The following is an 18,885-nucleotide window of genomic DNA, read 5'->3' on the forward strand; positions in this document are numbered from 1 at the left end:
TGCGAGTTAATTCCACAGAAGCAGCAATAGTGTTGAATCTTATAAATCAAACACATAGAATTGTTTTACTGTCACCATGCCGAGTTGCACATGCTAAAGTTAATCCAGTCCAATCAGATGGAAGTGCTCTGCGCCCATTTAGCCGCTTACCTGACCCAACCCCTTGCTTTTGCACGTCTACTGAGTAACGAGCATATTTTGGTGCAGAGTCCCGGCATGTCGACTTGGCTGCGCCTCGAAATCGCCAAACAAAATGGGATTGCCGCCGCATTGGAATTCCCGCTGCCATCGAGCTTTACTTGGCAGTTGTGCCATGACTTATTGCCCGATGTGCCCAAAGACAACGCCTTCACTAAGGCGGCAATGACGTGGAAGCTGATGCAACTCTTGCCGCGCATGTTGCAAGATGACGCCTTTGGGCCATTGAGACACTATCTAGGTAATACGCTAGACAACACGTCCACCATAAATACCGCCGATACGAGTGAACATCTCAACACCAGTGATATGACGGCTGACGACATTAAGCTGTACCAACTCTGTGGCCGTATCGCCGATATCTTCGACCAATACTTAGTGTATCGCCCCGATTGGATTTTAGCGTGGGAGCAAAACGAGCATCCCGAATCACTTACCAAGCCACTGAATGAAGACCAACGCTGGCAACCTATTCTATGGCGCGCACTGATTGCCTTTAACCGCGATGAGCTTAATCAAAGCCATTACCACAGAGCCAACCTGCACAGCGACTTGATTGCCGCGCTAAATAATCCCGACACGTCACTCGCCCAATTGCCACAACGCTTATTTGTGTTTGGCATTTCCTCAATGGCGCCGCAAACCCTCGAAGTACTTTACCATCTGGCAGGTCGTATCGATGTGATCGTGCTGGGTTTAAGCCCGTGTCAACACTATTGGGGCGACATTGTTGATCCCCGTAATCGTGCCCGCATGGCGGTGCAATATGCGGGTAAACGTCAATTAGCAGAACTATGGGAAGATAAACTCGAAGTAGGCAATCCGCTGCTTGCCAATAACGGCAAGATGGGCCGAGAATTACTCGATATGCTGCTTGAGCTCCCCGCCGAACACTGCGACTTTGGCGACGATGTGTATTGTGAGCCCTGCGACGATCCCAACTCGCCACACAGTCATGCCAGCATGCTCCACGGGGTGCAATACGATATTTTAGAGATGCAAACCTTAGACAGAGTGCTAGGGCCTGATGCCGAGCTGTACCAAAATGTCAAGAACAGACGCCTGCTTAAGCGCGACGATGAATCCATTCGAGTCAAGAGTTGTCACAGCCCACTGCGGGAAGTCGAAACCCTGCACGATCACTTGCTTGAGTTACTCAGCAATGATGTCGACCTGACACCCAAAGACATAGTGGTGATGATGCCCGATGTCGCCGCTTACGCGCCCTACATCGATGCTGTCTTCTCGGCGAAGCAAGGTCTGCATTACATTCCCTACGCCATTGCCGACCGCGGCGCAGCGCAGGAATCACCGCTCATCAATAGCTTTTTGAATTTACTTGGGATTAATCAAAGTCGCTTCGGTCTGACCGACATTTTGAGCATACTCGAAGTACCCGCCATTTTGCGCCGTTTCCAGCTCGATGACGATGAATTGCAACTGATCCGCCGCTGGTTAGATGAAGCGGGCGTGCGTTGGGGCCGCGATGAACAAAGCCGCCTTAAACAAGGCGTGCCAGCGTTTAAGCAAAACTCCTGGGCCTTTGGTATTAAAAGGCTGATTTTAGGCTACGCCTTGAGTGACGATGCGCCGCTGTACCAAGACCATCTGATCGTGACTGGCATCGAAGGCCAATCGGCGCAGGCGTTAGGTAAGTTACTCAATTTTATTGAAGTACTCGATGAAACGGCGCAAATACTCGCCTTACCGCAAGTGGGCGCCCTGCGTTTGGCTGAATTAACTGAGCTACTGGATGCCTTCTACGACACTGATGAAGACGAGCGCGAACAATTGCAGGAAATCCGCGATGCCATTGCCGCCCTAGAGCAAGAGTTACTATCGGCGGGCAAGCCATTGGATACAAACTCGTTAGATACAAGTATGTTCGAGACGCTAGCCAAACAGAGCATAAGCGGACTGAGCCTCAGTATCGAAGTGCTGCAGCAATGGTTTAATCAACGCTTAACCGAATCTCGGGTCGGCCAGCGTTATCTTGCGGGAAGCGTGAACTTTTGTACCTTGATGCCGATGCGCTCGATCCCCTTTAAGGTCGTGTGTTTACTCGGCATGAATGATGGGGTGTATCCTAGGGTTCAGCATCCCGTCGGCTTTGATTTAATGGCACACTTTGGTGCCCGTAAAGGCGATCGCTCCCGCCGTCTCGATGACAGATATTTGTTTTTAGAAGCCTTATTGTCGGCGCGTGAGCAACTGTATATCAGCTATATCGGTCGCAGCGAACGGGATAACTCTGAACGTATCGCCTCTATGCTCGTCTCTGAACTGATTGAATATTGTCAGCTGTGCTATTTGCCTGAAACGCTATTGGCTCAATCGCAGAAAGTTTCAAGCCCCATAGACCCAGAAGATGCTGAAAAAGCCCTTTATAACGCGATTGTCAGCCACCAGCCGCTGCAACCCTTCGATCCTAAGTTGTATCAAGCCACAGTAAAAAGTGATGACGAAGATAGCTCAAACATAGATGGCTCAAGCATAAGCCAACATAAGTCGGGCATGGGCCAAAGTTATAGCCAGCAATGGTGTCCGCCCAATGCGGCGGCAGCGGGCACACATGCGGGCCGCTTTATCGGCGCGCAAACTCGCATCATGCTCGAAGCGGATGAGCAAGACTCAATGCCAGATACAGAGGCACAGCCCGCTTCTGTGCGCGAACAACAGCAAAGCAAGCAAGTTGATGTGTCTGCCCTGATCCGTTTCTTTCGAAATCCGGCGCAGTACTTCTTCAACCGAACGCTTAAAGTCGACCTTAGTCTTAATATTCAGGCCGATGATAATGACGAGCCCTTTAGCTTAAATGCCCTAGAGCGCTATATGTTACAGGCCCAGTTACTCGACGATGCCATAGGCCAAGGTCTGACTGAGCCCGATATCGAGCTAATTAAACGCCTCAAAGCCAGCGGCAGTTTGCCGATGCAGCCCTTCGATGATTTGCTGCTACGCCAATATCAGCACGATATTAAGCCTTTGATTGGTAGAACCTTGTTCCTCAAGGGAGAACAGGCCAGTAGTCACGCGGATATTAAACTCGTGTTTGACTTACCCATCACGGCGGGTAAATCCCAGCAAGTGTTACTGCAAGGCCGTATTGATGACATCAGCCCTAAGGGATTAGTGAATTACCGTCCCGGTAGCGCCCACGGCCGCGATGTGCTGAGGTTATACCTTCGCCACCTGTGTTTAATGGCAATGGGTCACACACATGCAAGCTATCTACTCGACATGGGGCATTTCCACGCCTTAGCGCCAATCACTGCTGAGCGCGCCCATGCGTTACTGGCCGATTTGCTGGTGCTGTTTTATCAAGGTCAGCAATATCCACTGTGTTTTATGCCGCGCACCTCACTGGCCTACGTCAGCTGCGAGGGTGAGCACGATGAGCGTTTGCAGCAAGCGTTACCTGAATGGCTGGATGAGCAGAGTCAATTGGGCGAAGGGAACGAGCCCCATTACCAACGCTTATTCAGTTTTCCGCGGGATTTCTCTGAGGATAGCTTTGGCGCATTAGCCGAGCGCATCTATCGCCCTATGGTGAGTTTATATCTCAAAGATACCTTGGCTCAGCTTGAAGAATTTGCGCTAAATGATGGCATGAGCCAAGGCCAAACTCCCAATGTACAAGCGACTGAAACACAAGCGACTGCAGCACATTTAAACCGCGATAGCGCACAGGGAGAGCAAGCATGAGTGAACCGATGCAGTTAAACGCAGCAGCGTTACATTCAGCGGCGCAGGCGCTTGATCCACTCACATTGCCCTTTGGCGGTAGTCGTCTTATTGAGGCCAGCGCTGGCACAGGTAAAACCTACACCATTTCAGGTCTTTATTTACGCTTATTGCTTGGCGATGGCATAGCAGCGCCGCTGACCTGTGAGCAAATTCTCGTAGTCACCTTCACCAATGCGGCCACCGAAGAATTACGGGATCGCATTCGTCGCCGTATTCAAGTCGCCTTTAAGTGCTTCTTAGGGCTAACGATTGCCGATCCCTTTGTGCAGGCGTTGTATGACAACACCCCTGAGAGTGAACGCGCCATTGCTCTGCGGCGGTTCGATCTCGCCCTTAAATCCCTCGACGAGGCGGCAATTTTTACCATTCACGGTTTCTGTCAGCGAATTTTATCGGATCTCGCCTTTGAGTCTTCCTTGCTGTTCGAATCGGACTTTACCTTGGACGACAGCGAGTTTTTGCACCATGCGGTGCGGGATTTTTGGCGTGAGGCCTGTTATCCGCTGCCCGATTACTTAGCGCAAATCATTGCCAAGGAATTTGGCGAGCCCGATGGTTTAGTTAAGCAGTTGCGACCGCTCCTTGGCGCCAGTCAAGCAAAGCCCCTAAAACCCGCGCTGAAGTTTGATGCCTTGGCCCTGTCATTACGCCAAAGTTTAGAGCGCTTTAAATTAGCTTGGCCACGGGGACGCGATAGCTTATTGGCATTGCTGCACAGTTTGCCGCTGAATGGCACCCGCTTTGGCAAGGCAACGGATAAATACCCCAAGCTCGCCGCCATGTTCGATGCGCTGGATAACTGGCTCGCCTTCGGTCATGGGTTGCCACCACAGAAAGAGTTAGAAGCCTTGTCCTTGTCGGAGTTAAAGCTCAACAAGGGCGGCGTGATCCCAAGCGTGAGCGAAGCGCCGCTGATGGATCATATGGAGCAGCTCGCCACATTGATTACCGCCATTAAACCGGCATTTTTGTATAGTGCGAAACTTGGTATAAGCGAGCGATTTGCCCAGCAAAAGCAGCAAAAAAACGTGCTGACCCCAGATGATTTGCTCACGACATTAGCAAGCGCGCTACATGCCAATAATGAAACCTTGCCAAAAGCCGTGGCAACACGTTTCCCCGTCGCGCTTATCGATGAATTCCAAGATACCGATCCACTGCAATTTGCGATCTTCTCTGGCATCTACCAAGGCCGCTACTCGTTTGAGCAGCAAGGTGTAGATACTACAGAGAACAAGCTCAGCCTGTTGATGATTGGCGATCCTAAACAAGCCATTTATGCCTTTCGCGGCGCCGATATCCATACCTATATTGAGGCCCGTCATCATACGCAGGCCCACTATCATCTGGATACCAACTACCGCTCAAGCGCAAACATGGTCGCTGGAGTTAACCATCTGTTTAGCCAGCATAATGATCCTTTTATCAGTCAATCGATCCCCTTTGATAGCGTGAAAACGCCCAGCAGTGCCAAGGGGAAAACCCTCACTGAAAAAACAGCTAATCCTGCTGCCTTAAGACTAAGACTCTTAAGCGAAAGCGCAGAAAACGGCCTCAATAAAACCACCGCCAGACACTTGCTCGCCGAAGATGCAGCAGCGGAGATCACCCGTTTACTGACAGATGCGGCCAATGGCGAATGCCACAGCCCGAAAGGAGCTTTGATCGCTAAAGACATCGCTATCTTAGTGCGGGATCGCAACGAAGCGGCGGTGATGAAAACCGCATTGAGTAAACGTCATATAGGCGCAGTGTTTTTAAGTCGTGACAGTGTGTTCGATACCCTTGAAGCGCGGGAAATGGCGTTAATTTTACGATCTCTGGCGAATCCTAAGGATGAACGGGCATTGCGCAGCGCCCTAGCCACGGCATTATTGGGCTACAGCGCCGAGCAAATTCATGCCTTCAACCAAGATGAAGAGCACAGACAGCTGTTATTAGAGCAGTTTTTTAACTTGCACCAAGTGTGGCAAAAACGCGGCATCATGCCCGCGCTATTAAGCCTTGCCAATAGCACTAAGCTGATTGACCGTTTACTGCACTCCGCTAGTACGCAAACCGATGCACAGGAGCAAGATGCCACGAATGGCGAGCGCCGTTTGACGGATTTTCGTCACCTTGCCGAGCTATTACAGCAAAAGGCGACCGAGCTTGATGGTATTAGCGCCCTGCTCAATTGGTATGAACAGCAACTGATTGATAACACGGGAACCGATGAACAGCAGCTGCGCCTTGAGAGCGAGCAGAATCTGGTGCAGATCGTTACTATCCATAAGAGTAAGGGCCTTGAGTATCCCGTGTGCTTTGTGCCCTTTGTCAGCCTAGCCCGCGACAATCGCCGTCGCCCGACGCCTATGCTGTACCACAGAACCAACGATGCAGGTGAGCAAGAACTCGTATGGGATATCGAAGGCACGGATGAGGGTTGGGAGCGCGCCAAACAAGAAACCTTGGCCGAAGACTTGCGCTTGCTATATGTGGCGCTCACTCGGCCTGTGTATTTGTGTTACTTGTATATCGCCAATCACAGTCGTCAGCTTAAAAATGGCCTTAAAAGTCAGCTGCATGAAACCGCCATCGGCTATCTGCTCGGCATAGGCGACTCAGAATGTGACTTTGTCCGTATCTGCAATGCTGCGCAGCAGCTCGCCCAAGATGTGGAAGCCATAAGTATTGATAAGGTGCCCGATGACATAGACGAGCGGCCATTGCCCTCAAGCCAAGACATAGCGCAAATACTGAGCGCGAAAACCTTAACCCGCCAATACAGCACGCCGTGGCGAGTCGGCAGTTATTCAGGCCTAGTTAAAAATACCAGCCATGGTAAAGCCGCTCCGGGCGCCGATGATGAAGCATTAGGCACGCTTGAATATATGGCTGCGCAAACACTCTCTATTCCTGATGAGCCAAGTCATGAGCTGCAGGATGGCATGCTCAATCGCTTTAACTTTGAGCGCGGCGCTAACGCCGGTAGTTTTATGCACTTAGTGCTAGAAGAGATTGATTTTACGCATGCAGACAGAGACTTACCGCTGCAACTGCCTAAAGCCATGCTGAAATACGGTATCGCACCCGAGTGGCAAACGGTATTGCACACTTGGTATCTGGATGTGCTGCACGCGCCGCTTGGGCTCATGCCGACAACAATGTCATCAACAACAGTGCCAACGACAATGCCTTCAACATCGGCCTTAGAGAATCATTCCAAGACGGCCAAACCTGAACATCCAGGACTATGCTTAGCCAAGTTATCGCCGCAGGATACCTTGGTCGAAATGGAGTTTTATTTACCCCTAAGTGAACTTAAGGATACTGAGCTCAATGCGCTACTGCAGCAGTTTGGCTATGAATCAACACTTAAGTTTGATGATCTCAAGGGCATGCTCAAAGGCTTTATCGATTTAACCTTTGAATACCAAGGAAAATATTATATCGCCGACTATAAGTCGAATCATTTAGGCGACAACATCAATGCCTATCATCAGAGCGCGCTGCAAAGTGCCATAACCGATCATAGGTACGATTTGCAGTACATCCTCTACTCATTGGCGCTGCACAGATATTTGAGTTTACGCCTGCCAAGTTATGACTACGACAGCCACATCGGCGGTTGTTATTACTTGTTCTTACGGGGTATGTCGGCTCAATATCCCGGCTATGGTATTTACTACGACAAGCCGCCGAAGGCACTTATTCTCGCGCTGGATTCACTTTTTAATGACAATTTATTTCACAGCAGATTAGCTGGTGCAATCGATACAGGAGTCACGGCATGATGCGCTCAACCCAAGGGCTAAATGCACATTCACTCTCAGCCGCGAAATGGATAGACCATGGCGCAATCCAGCTTACCGCGCCGCTACCAGAGCTGTTGAAACTGTGGGAGCAGGAACGACTGCTCACACCGCTCGACCGACATTTCGCGCTCGAGATGAGCCACTTACATCCAAGCGACAGCCAACAACCCTTGTTTATTTTGCTATGTGCGCTATTAAGCCAGCAATTATCTTCACAGCACAGCTGCCTAGTGCTCGCCCATATTGTGCCGCTTAATCCCATGGCTGAGCAAAATAGCCATTGTAAAATCAGCTTAAGCCTAGAAGCGCTCACAGAGACTTTGCAAAGCTTTGATGCCGTTGGCCAAGCGGGCAGTAACAAACCACTTATTTTTGATAATGGCAGACTCTATCTACAACGTTATCATCAATTTGAAACCTCAGTTGCCGCTTCTTTAATCCGCCTATCAGGCAGCGTATCTAAACACTCTGAAGACGTAAGCCACCAAGAGCAAACTCAAACCGCTAAATTGAGGTCACTGTTAGATCAACTGTTCCCTGCCAATGTGAGCGATCCCCATTCACTCACTACCAATGTACTGACTAACAGTGAAGACACACAAAGCTCAGCGGCCGTTGATTGGCAAAAGGTCGCCACGGCCACAGCGCTGGGTAAAAAACTGTCGGTGATCACTGGCGGTCCAGGCACAGGCAAAACCACCACTGTAACTAAGCTTTTGTTATTGTTGCAAATGGAATCACGGCAGGAAATCCGTTTAGTCGCGCCAACGGGAAAAGCGGCGGCTCGCTTAAGCGAATCAATCAAAGCCTCAAAAGCGCGTCTGGCGAAGGAGCTCAGCGTCCATGCTGATATTATTGATGAAGCTCGCAATAGAAATAACCAAGACTTTCTAACCGCACTGGGGCGAATTCCAGAGGAGGCATCAACCTTACACAGGCTGCTCGGGGTGATCCCCAACTCGCCGCACTTTCGCCACCATCAAGGTAATCCGCTTAGGCTCGACTTATTAATTATCGACGAAGCCTCTATGGTCGATTTGCCCATGATGTATAAGCTGCTGAGCGCACTGCCTGAGCACGCCAGTTTGATTTTACTCGGCGATCAGGATCAACTCGCCTCGGTTGAAGCCGGCGCTGTGCTCGCCGATATTTGTGCTGGCCTGAAAATGCCAGTAGCTCCCAATAACCTTGCGCAAAATAACATAGCGTCAAACAGCCAAGCTCTGTGGCAAATGCGCTATTCCAAGGAGCAAGCCTCGCGCCTGAGTGCATTAACGGGTTTTGAGTTAACGCCCTTTATCAGCGATGCGCCTAAACTTGGCGATAGTTTGTGTATGCTGATGCACAGCCACAGATTTAAAGGCGATGCGGGGATTGGACTGCTTGCTAGCGCCGTTAATCGCGCGGATCTTCAAGGCATATTGCAAGTATGGCAACAAGGCCCTGCTGAATTGAACTGGCTAGAACACAGAATGGTCGTAAGCCAAACCCAAGCCAAAGTGAGCGAGCCGGCTAATAATGTGGGACTCAATTTACTGCTAGAGCAAGCCTGTCAGCAATATGGAGTTTATCTCAGAGCCTTGAATAACCGTGCAAGTAACAATGATGTAAGTAATAGTGATATAGACACACGTCCAAGCACGGCTGACATCATAGAAAGCTTTAACCAGTACCGCATTTTATGCGCCATGCGCTCGGGCGATTATGGGGTCGAAGGCATCAATCAATTTGTGACTCAAGCACTGGCCAATGCCAAGCTGATTAAACCGCTACAGGAGTTTTATCTGGGTCGGCCGATTATCATCCAAAGCAATGACTATAACTTAGGCCTGTTTAACGGTGATATCGGATTGATTTTGCAGGATGAAGATAAACCCGAACGTTTAATGGCGCACTTTATCAAGGCCGATGGCAGTCTGTTAAAAGTCTTGCCAGCCCGTTTGCCCAGCCATGAAACCTGTTACGCCATGACAGTCCACAAAAGCCAAGGCAGCGAATTTAGCCGTGTGGCCTTGGTATTGCCGCCGAGCCCCAGCCTAGCCCAGTGGCAACTGCTGACCAAAGAGTTGGTCTACACCGCCATCACCCGCGCTAAAGTACACTTTACCTGCTTAGGCACCCAGCACGTATTCGAGCGGGCCAGTAGCCAAGCAACCCAACGCGCATCGGGTCTTGCAGACAGGCTTTGGGGTTAAGTTAAGTTAAGTTAAGTTAAGTTAAGTTAGGTTCGTTTAGCTCAAGACTAAGCTATAACGGAAGGAGGTTTTGGTAAACCCTATGCTTTCATAGTATTGCTGAGTGGTGATGCGCTGGGTCGATGTGGTGAGTTCGAGTAACTGACAATTCTCTTGTCTTCCGCGCGCTTTAGCAAAATCAATGAGCTGAGTGCCTATGCCCTGACCCCGCATGTCGGCATTCACCACAATCGCCGTTATACGACAGATACGACTCAAGGCGGGGAAATAATCAAAGAACATCAAGGCCATCACAGCGACAACTTGCGGCTCACCCTGTGCATCGGGTTGCTCACATACTAATAGCTCATCACTTCGGGACTGGGGGTTATCTTGGTACTCTGTTAATGTCTGGGCTAACGCGGCGACATGCAAAGCATAACCTAGCTGGCTAAATTTGCCCAACGCGCCAAAAATGTAAAGTTAGCAAAACTACGCTACAATCCTCTTTGCTCACAGATAGGATCAGAAGCAAACCATTCTAGAAAATCATCTAAACTTGAATTTATTTCGATAGATTTTTTCATAGGATCATTCAATCGTGTCAGTACATTAGGCGTATGTAAAAGCTCTTCTTTATGTTCGCTAAGTTCGATAGCACGTAAGCAAAGTGCTTGGTATGGTTTAAATGCTTCATAGTCGAAAAAGTTATGAACAGCTCGCGCATAGGATTTTTGTCTTCTACCCAACTTAGTTGAAAGATCATACCCAAGGATTAACATAATTTTTTCGAGCACACTTAAGCTCATATTTTTGTGGAAACCAAAGTATAAATGGCTTAATTTTAATGCAAATTGTTCCCAACGCTTATATGAACTAGGCATGTCTGATGAGTAATATCGAATGATAGTTAGCACAGTGCTTTTTACTTGCAGTACACGTCGATAATAGTCTTCTTTAAACACAGAATGCAGCCAATCAGCATCGCTGCTCATATCGAGAGTTGGCCAGCATATCTTGGCAGCAACTAAAAATTGGCTCCAATCGCGGTATTCTTGGTTTTTGAAATGATCAATATTTGCTAAAACTCTTAACTTCCCTTGTTCAACCAAATCAGCTTTTAGTGCACGATCTAAAGCGTAAAAGTCCCTATAAAAAGTTTCACCATCGTGATGGGTGAGTTGGTCATAGGTAACACTATATTGGCACCAATCATAATAAATCTTTTTACCAGCTAAGCTGGGCTCCCACACTTTCGTTAATATCGTAAGCTGCTTGTTTTCGACTGATTCGGAAGCTAAAAATTTATTGAAAATGAACCAGTTCCCTCGGTTACAAAAGGCAATATCCTTCTGGACTTGTTTTACCGCAATTCTTTCTTTATCAAAAAAATCAAGGATCTGATCTTCATTCTCGGCACTTAGCCAAATCAATGGCCATTCTTTTTCCTGATAGAAATGCTGTCGGTCAAGGATGACTTTTGGGGATTCACTACGAAGTTGGATTTCAAACGCAACATCTTTACCGAAATAACGAGCATGGAGGTCGGGTTTTGCACGTTTGAGCTTGTCTAGGCTAAAAACAAACTGCGTATCGACATCAATCACTTCCCAATTGGGGAGGTTAATAAGCGTCTTAGCGAGTAGCTCTTTCATTTGCCAATGCTTATTTCCCTCACTTACTCCAGCGTAAATTTCCGCACGAGATTTACTATCAGATTTCCAATCGCAATCAATCCCTTCTGGATGACTAAAGTAATATTGATGCCCGTGCCGACTATCGTCATCTCGTTTTGCATGAAGATACACCAGTTGTTTACAGTTTTGACAGACGAAACGATGGTGTTTTATGTTGGCTTGACGTATTTCTTGTAGTTCATGCTGTTCATAGATCCAACTTAATGATTCAACCCAAATGGACTCATTACGCTCGGTATCTATAACAATAGGGATTTGGCGCTTAGTATTTTCCATAATCTCGCAGCTCTTTAACATCTATCGAGTAGGGGAAACAATTGATTGTTTAACTGAATTTATAGCCCGATAAATAGAAGCTTCTCCAAGGTGATACTCCTTGGCAAGCTGACCAATAGTGGCCCCCTCAGCTCTTTTATCATAAATCGCTTGTTTTAAGGTGTCTGTAAGTTTTACAGGCCTACCAAATTTAACTCCATTTTCATGGGCCTTTGCGATACCTTCGGCCTGTCTCTCTGTCCGCAAGTCATTTTCAAACTCAGCAATAGCTGCCAACATATTGAACATGAGTCTCCCAGTCGAAGTGCTCGTATCGATGTTCTGATCGATAACGAGCAAATCAATACCTTCACTTTGAAAACGCGAAGCAATCTGGGCTAAGTGGACGACTGAGCGAGCAAGACGATCGAGTCGGGTTACCACTAGGGTATCCCCTTCACGTAAATAACTCATGCAAGATTGAAATTCAGACCGTTCAGCCGTCCTCCCACTGCGTTTTTCTTGATATATCTTATTGCACTCAGCTCGATGTAACTTGCCCAGTTGCACTTCTAAGCTTTGACCCGTGGAACTCACTCGAGCATAACCAACTTTGGACATAAATTACCATATCTCTTTAAAGGTTTTGATAATGCACTTATGATAGTAGTTTTGATAGGCAATAACCAGAGCTGTCAAATAGTATACATTTTGATAAGGTGCATTTTTGACTTTTATCGCCCAACTGGTGTAAATTGAGCGAATCGAACGATTCGTTTAAAGGTGATAAATGAACACTCTTTCAGCCAATGAAGCAAAAATTCACTTTGGAGATTTGTTGCTCAAAGCCCAACAAGCTCCAATCCAAATTAATAAAAATGGCAAGCCTGTGGCCGTTGTTATTTCAGCTGATGCATACCAAAGTATCGAGACACTAAAATTACATTTGCTTCAATCCAAAGCGGTGAAAGCCATGACTGACATCAAAATGGGCAATTTGGTTGATGGTAATACCTTTTTTGATGAGCTGGCTGCAGGGCAGTATGACTAATGGCAGTAACTTATCATTTAACACCTGATGCACAGTCTGATCTGATAGGCATTCACCGCTTTACGTTAGCCCAATGGGGGGCTACTCAGTCAAAGACCTATTTATCCGGACTTAAACAAACGATTCAGCTGCTGGCTGAAACACCCACCCTTGGGAAAAATAGACCCGAGGTACGCATGAATGTGTTTAGTTTTCCTTATTCAAGTCACGTCATCTATTACATCCAACATGAGCATCAATTCGTTGTATTTGGGATCTTACATAAAAGTATGGTTCCACTTACTCATCTCGCGGAGCGGGAAACAATCTGATGTAGTGAAATAAGAGGTTATCCATGAAAAATGACGCTCGGCGGCTATCTATTTTGTCAACCGATGAAATAGATGAACTGTTTGGATTACCTCATTTCTCAGATGATGACCGTCGATTATATTTTGACTTAAGTGCTAAAGAGCGCGAGCTATTCGACAATACCCGAACGTTTTCTGTGGCAGCCCATTTAGTATTGCAATTGGGCTATTTCAAAGCCAAACGGCAGTTTTTCAGTTATGAACAAGAATCATCAGTATTGAATGACTTGGATTATATTACCGCGCTGTACTTTCCCACCAAAACGCTTTCAAGACTGAAAAGTCCCTCGAGACCGATTAGGGCTGAACAACAACGAGCAATTCTTGATTTATTCCAGTATAAACAATGTGATAGTGAGGTAAAAGTTGATTTGGAAGATAAAGCACAGCGGGTTGCGATGTTATCGACACAACCTATCTTTATCTTTCGTGAATTAACCCAATACTTAGCACTACACCGTATTGTCATGCCCAGTTATCGGTATATGCAAGAGATGATTGGTAGAGTGGTGGCTTATGAACGCACCCGTATTGCTCGATTACTTAGCACTTGCATGACTTCACTTATCGATCAGCAATTGGCGGCTTTGCTTCGGGCAGAGTCTGGATTGTTTCGCGTCAGCGCATTAAAACATGAAGCTAAAGATTTCAGTTATAAAGAATTGCGACATGAAGTCGCACGGCGGCAGTTTTTCCAGCCTCTACATGAGTTTGCCAAGCAGTTCCTCATAACAGCGAGGATCTCCAATGAAAGCGGCAAGTATTATGCTTCTATGGTTAAGTTTTATACCACTTATAAACTTCAACGCATGAAAAATGAGACTGCTCAGTTATATCTGCTGTTTTTTGCTTTTCATCGGTTTCAGCAAATTAATGACAACTTAATTGAAGCATTGCTCCATTGGGTCGATCAATATGAGAAACAGGCCAAGCGTGCCGCTGAAGAAGCAATGAATAATGCAGTTACCAATGCAGCGAAAAATTTACAAGCCGCGGGTCATGTATTGAGCCTGTTTACGGATGACACCATCACCGATGACACACCTTTTTCCGTTATTAAAGAAAGAGCCTATGCATTGCTTGAACAAGAGAGATTCCCATTAGTTGCTGATTACTTACGCAATATTGCTTTCGACAAAACGGCATTTGAATGGTCACATTACACAAAATTATCAGCCACATTCAAACGTAACTTAAGGCAACTTTTTACTGATCTGGATTTTGCTGGACGTGTAGAAGACTCTCCTTTGCTTGAAGCTATCGCGTTTTTACAAAACTTGTTGCGCACAGAAAAATCACCAAGGCAAACTGACCCTAGTGCATTTCCGACTGAGATTATTCCTAAAGGTTTACGCCGATATTTGTTTATTAAAGAGGGTAAAACATTTAAAACGCTAGATGTAGATCGCTATGAGTTTTTGGTCTATCGCCTACTACGCAACTCACTGGAAGCGGGTGATGTGTACGTTAAACATAGTAATGAATTTCGCCGCTTTGAAGATGACTTAATAAGCGATCTTAGATGGCAGGATAAAGAACGAGTATTGCAAGATATTGGTGCACCCATTTTATTGGCCCCTATCCAAGATACTCTGGCTGTATTTCATACTATGCTAGCAGCACGTTATAGTGCGATTAACCAACATATTTCTGATGGGGTCAACAAACATATTAAAGTGATTGGAGCTGCCGAAAAACGTCGTTGGAAGCTGCTTTATCCGAGCAGTGATGAATCCGTTAATAGCGATTTTTACAGCCAGTTACCAGGAATTGGCATTGCGGATCTGCTGTGGTTCGTTGCGGGTAATACTGGATTTTTGAATGCATTTACCCATGTATTAGATCGTTATGTAAAGCATGAAGCTGATCCTCGTGAAATTTTCGCCTGTATTGTTGCGATGGGAACAAACATGGGGTTAGCAAAAATGGCTGAAGTTTCAGGTCTTAGCTCAGCATCAATGGCGGGAACGTCTAGAAATTATCTACGCTTGGAGACGTTGCGAGCGGCTAATGATGCGATTAGTAATGCAACCAGCCAGCTACCCGCATTTCATCTCTATGATATTCAGGACACACTTCATTCAAGTAGCGATGGCCAGCGGATGGAAACGCAAATTAACACCCTTAACGCTCGATATTCTCCTAAGTATTTTGGTTTACAGAAAGGTGTCAGCGCCTACACGTTGGTTGCAAATCATGTTCCTATAAATGCAAAGATTATTGGGACTCACGAACATGAAAGCCATTACGTTTTCGATTTATTGCATAACAATACCTCTGATATAAAACCAGAACGGCATTCCACTGACACCCATGGCACCAATCAGGTTAATTTTTGGATTTTGCATGCATTTGGATATCATTTTGCACCTCGTTATCGTGATTTGCATAAGAAAATGGATACGTTAGTCGGCTCACAACATCCCAATGAGTGTGGTGACTGGCTAATAAAGCCTGCACGAAAAACCAACGATGAATTGATTGAACGTGAATGGCCCAATATTCAACGTATCATGGCATCGCTAGCTCAAAAAGATGTTACTCAAGCCACTATTGTTCGCAAACTCACGAGCTATTCGCGTCAGAATCAGACCAAGAAAGCATTATGGGAGTTGGAAAATATATGCCGAACGCTATACATTCTCGACTTTGTCGACGATGTTGGCTTACGTCAATGTGTACAAAAAGCATTAAATCGTGGTGAAGCCTATCACCGTCTCAGGCGAGCTGTTGCATTTGTTAACGGTGGAAAATTCAGAGTAAAAACGGAAGAGGAGCAACAAATTTGGAATGAATGCTCTCGGCTCATCACCAACGCGGTCATTTACTACAACACAGTGCTGCTATCTCGTGTCTATGAACAGAAGCAAACAGTAGGAGATCAAAACGCACTGGCTCAGCTTCACAGTATTTCGCCCGTTGCATGGCAGCACATCAATATGTATGGCAATTTTGAGTTTAGTCCATCAACCTCAAAAATAGATATCGATGCATTGGTTGCTCGATATGCTGAACCAGAATATTGGCAACAAGCGTTGACGGAGAACGAGGATTCAAGTGAGAAATTTTAGAGCTTAAAGCTAACTTTACATTTTTGGCGCGTTGGGCAAGTTTAGCCATATATCAGTTAATTGGCGGGGTGACTTCTGCTGAATTTGGCTTAGCCCCCTCAACTGCAAGTTTCAATAGAAATCAATGTGCACACTAACCTGGTTGCTCACCCCTGAGGGTTATGAAGTTTTTTTTAATCGTGATGAACAAAAAACACGCCCTCAAGCAATAGCACCGACGTGGGATCCTGTTCTCAATGCCATTTATCCAATTGATCCTCAAGGAGGGGGTACATGGATAACCTTAACTCAGCGGGGAGAGGTTTTTTGCCTCCTCAATAATTACCAAGCAGCTAAGCACTCTTCTGCTGCGAGCCCAGCCTTGAGCCGAGGTTCGATCATTCCCACCATACTCAAGCTTGATGGCCCTATTTATGCGAGAGCCAAAGCTCTGTCATTAACCCGTCTAACTCCTTTTTTACTGTGTTATTTCCCTGCCCATGTGCAAGATGATAGGGATATACAAGTCGTCAGTTGGGATGGCCTAAATTTAACAACACAAACAGCGATGTCACCCATCACCTCATCCGGCGTCATGCTAAAGGAAGTTCGTCAGTGCCGACAAGAAAGCTACCAAAGGATCGATGGGCATCGGCAAGGGCACTTAACTTACCATCAGTCTCACTATGGTCATGCGTCTGCACACAGCGTATGCATGCATAGGGAAGACGCCAATACCGTCAGCCTGAGCCATATTATGGTCAACGCAGCAGCAATGCGGTTTGATTACTATGCAGGATCGCCTTGTCAAAATATGACTCCAACGGCGTTAATGCTGTCATGATATAACCTAAGCACACCAACGGATCAGCAATCTCAACTGGCACAACAGGACAGCTGTTTGATATCACAGTTGAAGGTTTGCGCACACAGCTTAAGCCCTTCTACCATGGTCAGATACGGAAACAACTGCTCAGCGATGTCAGTTATCGTCATGCGGTTACGGATGGCGAGTGCCGCACTCTGGATGATTTCACCGCCTTCATGGGCGAGGATCTGCGCACCAAGTAAACGCCCTGTTTCTTTTTCGGCCACCAGTTTAATAAAGCCAGCGGTTTCAAAGTTAGCCAGTGCTCTTGGTACGTTTTCCATTTGCAGTACCCTGCTGTCGGTTTTCATGTTTTGTGCTTTAGCCTGGTCCTCAGTCAATCCAACGGTCGCCACCTGTGGATCGGTAAAAATGACTGTTGGCATGGTGGTCAGATCCAAACGGGCATCTCCGCCAGTCATGTTAATTCCCGTCCGGCTACCAGCAGCGGCGGCCACATAGACAAATTGCGGCATATTGGCGCAGTCTCCGGCTGCATAAATACCTGCAATATTGGTTTCCATCTTGTCATTGACGACTATCGCGCCATTTTTATCCGTTTCCACACCAACGGCGGCTAAATTCAGCTGCGTGATATTGGCGTTACGACCGGTGCTGATCAGCAATCGATCCGCCTTTAAGCTGCCGTCCCCTGTTTTCCACGACTGGGTTTGCAGGGTAAATTGCTTACCATCGTGTGACACCCTGCTCGCCTGAGTGTAATTAAGTACGCGAATACTTTCTTTTTCAAAACACTCATTCAGCTTTTCGCCGAGTAGCGGCTCTTCCCTATATAACAAGGTACGGCGGGCCAATACGGTAACGTCGCTGCCCAGACGTCGATACGCCTGAGCAATCTCCAGCGCGATAACCGATGAACCAATCACAATCAGATGTTCAGGTAAGTCTTCGGCAAAGAGTGCCGTGGTAGATGTCCAATATGGCGTATCGGCAAGGCCATCTATTGGTGGAATGGTCGGCGTAGAGCCGCTGGCAATCAGAATTTTGTCGGCGTGAACAGACTGTTGCTCGCCGTTGTTATCGGTCACGATCAGGGTGTTTGCGTCTTTGAATCTGGCCCAGCCCTTCATCAGTGTTAATACCGGATTGGTGTCCAGAATATGCTGATATTTGGCTGCGCGCAGTTCTTCTACCCGCACCGTTTGCTGCTGCGCCAGTAGTTCTCGGCTGAGCACAGGCGCGTGGTTTTCCAGTCCGGCAAAGGGATTGTGGCGCTGCTGCTGGGCAAGCTGCGCGGCGCGGATCAAGATTTTTGACGGTACACACCCCACATTGACACAGCAGCCGCCAACGACATCGGCTCCCTCAATGATGGTGACTCTGGCACCGCGTTCGGCGGCCTTAATGGCACAAGCAAAGGCGGCAGAACCGCTGCCAATAATCACGACATGCAATTGTTCCGATTTTTCGCTATTAGGGATGGCCGTTTCATTACCACAATCTGGTGCAACTATTTTGGCACTATAGCCGAGAACCTCAATGGCATTATTAACTTCGTCACTATTTTCAGTATCAGTTTCTATTTCAATAGTGGCACTAGCCAGCTCATAGGAAACGGTGGCCTTGCTGACGCCGTTTATGGAAGTCAGAGCATCTTGGATATGATTCGCACAGCTTGCGCAGCTCATGCCATTAATGGAGAGATTAACCTCTTTGATTAAGTTTATTGCCATAGTC

General features: G+C 47.1%; 11 protein-coding genes. 7 read left to right on the forward strand and 4 right to left on the reverse strand.

The features are described from left to right. The first annotated feature begins 90 nt into the window (after nucleotides 1–90). The 3 genes from recC to recD are packed head-to-tail and all read left to right on the forward strand — an operon-like array spanning nucleotide 91 to nucleotide 9,937. On the forward strand, nucleotides 91–3,903 hold the full coding sequence (recC, locus tag DYH48_RS10095; protein ID WP_115334676.1) for an exodeoxyribonuclease V subunit gamma: 3,813 nt from the start codon (nucleotides 91–93) through the stop codon (nucleotides 3,901–3,903). Continuing rightward, nucleotides 3,900–7,721 (forward strand): exodeoxyribonuclease V subunit beta, encoded by a 3,822-nt coding sequence (recB, locus tag DYH48_RS10100; RefSeq protein WP_115334677.1) that lies wholly within the window; start codon nucleotides 3,900–3,902, stop codon nucleotides 7,719–7,721. Before recC ends, recB begins: the two co-directional genes overlap by 4 nt. After that, complete coding sequence (recD, locus tag DYH48_RS10105; protein ID WP_115334678.1) at nucleotides 7,718–9,937, forward strand: exodeoxyribonuclease V subunit alpha; 2,220 nt, start codon at nucleotides 7,718–7,720, stop codon at nucleotides 9,935–9,937. The genes recB and recD overlap by 4 nt, the downstream gene beginning before the upstream one ends. A 36-nt stretch (nucleotides 9,938–9,973) precedes the next feature. Here recD and DYH48_RS10110 read toward each other — a convergent pair whose 3' ends face one another. The 3 genes from DYH48_RS10110 to DYH48_RS10120 are packed head-to-tail and all read right to left on the reverse strand — an operon-like array spanning nucleotide 9,974 to nucleotide 12,489. Beyond that, entirely contained in the window at nucleotides 9,974–10,381 is a 408-nt protein-coding gene (locus DYH48_RS10110; protein ID WP_256613042.1) for a GNAT family N-acetyltransferase, read from the reverse strand. 32 nt (nucleotides 10,382–10,413) lie between these two features. Further along, nucleotides 10,414–11,889, reverse strand: a complete 1,476-nt coding sequence (locus DYH48_RS10115; RefSeq protein ID WP_256613043.1) for a DUF6035 family protein — start codon at nucleotides 11,887–11,889, stop codon at nucleotides 10,414–10,416. Nucleotides 11,890–11,910: 21 nt separating this feature from the next. Continuing rightward, complete coding sequence (locus DYH48_RS10120) at nucleotides 11,911–12,489, reverse strand: recombinase family protein (RefSeq protein WP_107881344.1); 579 nt, start codon at nucleotides 12,487–12,489, stop codon at nucleotides 11,911–11,913. Between the two features lie 169 nt (nucleotides 12,490–12,658). On the opposite strand from DYH48_RS10120, the gene DYH48_RS10125 reads away from it, so the two are divergent. The 4 genes from DYH48_RS10125 to DYH48_RS10140 all read left to right on the forward strand — a co-directional run bounded on the left by DYH48_RS10125 (nucleotide 12,659) and on the right by DYH48_RS10140 (nucleotide 17,163). Beyond that, the gene (locus tag DYH48_RS10125) at nucleotides 12,659–12,919 is read left to right on the forward strand and encodes a type II toxin-antitoxin system Phd/YefM family antitoxin (protein ID WP_011638898.1); all 261 of its coding nucleotides are present in this window, start codon (nucleotides 12,659–12,661) and stop codon (nucleotides 12,917–12,919) included. Beyond that, nucleotides 12,919–13,230, forward strand: coding sequence for a type II toxin-antitoxin system RelE/ParE family toxin (locus DYH48_RS10130; RefSeq protein WP_011074407.1), 312 nt, complete (start codon nucleotides 12,919–12,921; stop codon nucleotides 13,228–13,230). Before DYH48_RS10125 ends, DYH48_RS10130 begins: the two co-directional genes overlap by 1 nt. A 23-nt stretch (nucleotides 13,231–13,253) precedes the next feature. Beyond that, nucleotides 13,254–16,340, forward strand: a complete 3,087-nt coding sequence (locus tag DYH48_RS10135) for a Tn3 family transposase (RefSeq protein ID WP_115334680.1) — start codon at nucleotides 13,254–13,256, stop codon at nucleotides 16,338–16,340. A 124-nt stretch (nucleotides 16,341–16,464) separates the two neighbouring features. Next, the gene (locus DYH48_RS10140; RefSeq protein ID WP_115334681.1) at nucleotides 16,465–17,163 is read left to right on the forward strand and encodes an NRDE family protein; all 699 of its coding nucleotides are present in this window, start codon (nucleotides 16,465–16,467) and stop codon (nucleotides 17,161–17,163) included. Between the two features lie 32 nt (nucleotides 17,164–17,195). Here DYH48_RS10140 and merA read toward each other — a convergent pair whose 3' ends face one another. Further along, nucleotides 17,196–18,881 carry a mercury(II) reductase gene (gene merA / locus DYH48_RS10145; RefSeq protein WP_115334682.1) on the reverse strand — a complete coding sequence of 562 codons (1,686 nt, stop codon included), beginning with the start codon at nucleotides 18,879–18,881 and terminating at the stop codon, nucleotides 17,196–17,198. Nucleotides 18,882–18,885: the final 4 nt, after the last annotated feature.

Source organism: Shewanella baltica, from assembly GCF_900456975.1.
GTDB lineage: Bacteria > Pseudomonadota > Gammaproteobacteria > Enterobacterales > Shewanellaceae > Shewanella > Shewanella baltica.